The following is a 3,047-nucleotide window of genomic DNA, read 5'->3' as shown; positions in this document are numbered from 1 at the left end:
CATCCCGAACTCAGCAGTGAAACGATGCATCGCCGATGGTAGTGTGGGGTTTCCCCATGTGAGAGTAGGTCATCGTCAAGATTAAATTCCGAAACCCCAATTGCGAAAGCAGTTGGGGTTTTGTTTTGCCCGCGGGAAAAGCATCTGCTTGATTTCTATGCAACAGCCCGGCTCATGGATATTATTCGGGCCTCATTGTGAGGGCGAGACCTGCATGTTGACGTTGTTGAACCTCCTGAAAGATGGCCGATTCCATTCTGGTCAGGATCTTGGCGCCGCCTTGGGAATAAGTCGAAGTGCGGTATGGAAACAGCTTCAGCATCTTGAGGCCGAGCTTGGCTTGTCCATTCATAAAGTGCGAGGACGAGGCTATCAATTGGCTGTTCCATTGACGCTGCTCGACTCTCGGGCAATATCGGCAATGGCGCCAGATTGGCCGGTGATGGTCTTGGATTCGGTCGACTCGACAAACGCTGAGGCCTTGCGGGCGATTGGCCAAGGTAGTTTGGCGCCCTTTTTGGTGCTCGCGGAACGCCAGGTCTCTGGTCGTGGGCGAAGAGGTCGCAAGTGGGTAAGTCCCTTTGCAGAGAATCTTTATTACAGCCTTGTCCTGCGTATTGATGGCGGAATGCGCCAGCTCGAGGGCTTGAGTCTTGTTGTTGGGTTGGCTGTCTTGCAGGCTCTGAGAAATTTTGGAGTGTCAGGTGCGGGATTGAAGTGGCCCAACGATGTCTTGGTGGGTAACAAGAAGATTGCCGGCATTCTCCTTGAGCTCGTTGGTGATCCGGCAGACGTTTGCCATGTGGTGCTGGGTATTGGTGTAAATGTGAACATGCAAGTGGCTGATGAAGTTGGCCAGCAATGGACTTCGATTCGGCTTGAGTCAGGTAGAAGTACTGACCGTAACTCCCTGGTGGCTGAGCTTAGTAAGCAGTTAAATGTTTATATCCGGCGCCATCAGGTGGATGGTTTTTCGGCTCTCCAGACGGAATGGGAGGCGAACCATTTGTGGCAGGATCGCTCTGTGTCATTGATTGCGGGTTCCAGTCAGATAGATGGTGTTGTGCTCGGAATCGATAGTCAGGGTGCGCTGCGCCTGAAGGTGGATGGTGTGGAAAAAGTCTTTAGTGGTGGTGAGCTCAGCCTGAGGTTGCGTGATGATTCTTGAGCTCGACTGTGGGAACAGCTTTATTAAGTGGCGAGTACTGAAGGCTGCGCTTGGCTCTCTCTTTTCTGAAGGGGTTGTCGACTCTGATCTCGCATTGCTAGACAGTTTGAAAGCTCTCAATGGGCTTGAGCTTCGTAAGTGCCGCGTGGTCAGTGTCAGGACTGCGGAGGAGACTGATGCCTTGATCGCTATTATCGAGCGTGAGTTTGGTATTTCGGTGGTGTGCGCGAAGCCCGCACGTGAAATGTCCGGTGTCAAAAATGGTTATGAAGAGTACGAGCGCCTAGGGCTGGATCGATGGCTGGCCATGCTTGGCGGGTTTCATCTCGCATCAGGCGGCGCTTGCCTGGTGCTTGATTTCGGTACGGCGGTGACTGCAGATTTTATTGCTGCGGGTGGTGAGCATCTTGGTGGTTTTATTTGCCCCGGAATGCCTTTGATGCGAAATCAGTTACGTACGCATACCCGTAAGATTCGCTATGGAGATCTGGCGGCTGAGCGCGCGCTGTCAAGCAATGCGCCTGGGCGGACCACTGTTGAGGCGGTGGAGCGCGGGTGTTCATTGATGTTGCGAGGTTTTGTATTGACACAGTTGGAACTGGCGCGCTCTTACTGGAGGGAAGACTTCGCAGTCTTTATAACTGGGGGGGATGCTGAATTGGTTGCAGCTGTCGCCCCTGAGGCCCGAGTCGTTCCTGACCTGGTGTTTGTGGGGTTGGCTATGGCGTGTCCTTTTTCCTGAGGTTTGTATGCGTTGGTTGTTCCTCCTGCTTCTTGTTCTTAATGTTTTCTATTATGTCTGGCATCAGCAGGAGGCGCCCTTGCGGGCAAAGGATGTAACGCCTCTTAGTTTGTATCGAGGTTCCCAGCAAGACATTCGCTTGCTCAGCGAAACGACGGGCAATGTTCGGGAGGGGCAGGGGGGGCGTCGGCAAGAGTGTCTGTTCCTTGGTGGTTTCTCTCGACAGGAGTCGATTACAGCGCTCCAGCAGCGTTTGGCTGAAATGGGAGTCGATGTAAAATCTTCGTCGAGGGATGCTTTTGGGGTTGGTTATTGGTTGTCTGTTTCGCCTCAGGGCCAGCGTTTGCTGGGGGACGCCCAGCTCCAAAACCTTTCCAACGAATTCAATGAGTTAAAACATAAAATAATGCTGTGTGAGGGGGTTGCACCTGCTGAATAGTTTGCATAGAATGGCGCCCGCTCCACAGCGAAGACCTAAGTAGGGATTCAAAGTGAAGCGATGTCAACGCAGCTAACCTCAGGTTTTTAAATGAGAAAATGCTTGACAGAGGTTTGGCATAGTATAGAATGCCGGCCTGATTAGGAGGGGTTCCCGAGCGGCCAAAGGGATCAGACTGTAAATCTGACGTCTACGACTTCGAAGGTTCGAATCCTTCTCCCTCCACCAGATTTAAGCGTGAGCTGCAGGCTCCGCGGGTATAGTTTAGTGGTAGAACCTCAGCCTTCCAAGCTGATGATGCGGGTTCGATTCCCGCTACCCGCTCCAAGTTTGCAGGTTGTGCAAAGTGTTTTGCTCTTGTAGCTCAGTTGGTAGAGCACACCCTTGGTAAGGGTGAGGTCAGCGGTTCAAATCCGCTCAAGAGCTCCATATAACAAGGCAGATATGAAAATATCTGCCTTTGTTTTAATGGTTGATATTGTTTGTCTAATTTCTTCTGTTGAGGGTGATATCGATGGCTAAGGAAAAATTTGATCGTTCCCTGCCCCACGTCAACGTTGGGACCATTGGTCACGTTGACCACGGTAAAACCACTCTGACTGCTGCTCTGACTCGCGTTTGCTCCGAAGTTTTCGGTTCCGCAATCGTTGACTTCGACAAGATCGACAGCGCACCAGAAGAAAAAGCTCGCGGTATGA

The 3,047-nt window shown here is 51.9% G+C and carries 4 protein-coding genes and 3 tRNA genes; all 7 read left to right on the top strand.

All coding sequences use genetic code 11. From position 1 onward, the window contains the following. Positions 1–214: 214 nt before the first annotated feature. A complete protein-coding gene (gene birA / locus CKW26_RS12980) occupies positions 215–1,168 on the top strand; it encodes a bifunctional biotin--[acetyl-CoA-carboxylase] ligase/biotin operon repressor BirA (protein ID WP_095048842.1) in 954 nt (317 codons plus the stop codon). Further along, on the top strand, positions 1,158–1,910 hold the full coding sequence (locus CKW26_RS12975) for a pantothenate kinase (RefSeq protein ID WP_095048841.1): 753 nt from the start codon (positions 1,158–1,160) through the stop codon (positions 1,908–1,910). The genes birA and CKW26_RS12975 overlap by 11 nt, the downstream gene beginning before the upstream one ends. Before the next feature lie 7 nt (positions 1,911–1,917). Further along, complete coding sequence (locus CKW26_RS12970) at positions 1,918–2,349, top strand: hypothetical protein (RefSeq protein WP_095048840.1); 432 nt, start codon at positions 1,918–1,920, stop codon at positions 2,347–2,349. 143 nt (positions 2,350–2,492) lie between these two features. Next, a tRNA-Tyr gene (locus tag CKW26_RS12965) sits at positions 2,493–2,577 on the top strand. A gap of 25 nt (positions 2,578–2,602) precedes the next feature. After that, positions 2,603–2,676: transfer RNA gene (locus CKW26_RS12960), tRNA-Gly, on the top strand. A gap of 26 nt (positions 2,677–2,702) precedes the next feature. Continuing rightward, positions 2,703–2,778, top strand: a tRNA-Thr gene (locus CKW26_RS12955). 85 nt (positions 2,779–2,863) lie between these two features. Continuing rightward, on the top strand, positions 2,864–3,047 hold a 184-nt coding region (locus tag CKW26_RS12950), incomplete at its 3' end, for a GTP-binding protein (RefSeq protein WP_256579898.1).

Origin of the sequence: Pseudomonas sp. Irchel s3h9 (genome assembly GCF_900187475.1) — a bacterium.
Lineage (GTDB): Bacteria > Pseudomonadota > Gammaproteobacteria > Pseudomonadales > Pseudomonadaceae > Aquipseudomonas > Aquipseudomonas neuropathica.
This window is presented reverse-complemented; position numbering and strand designations above follow the sequence as displayed.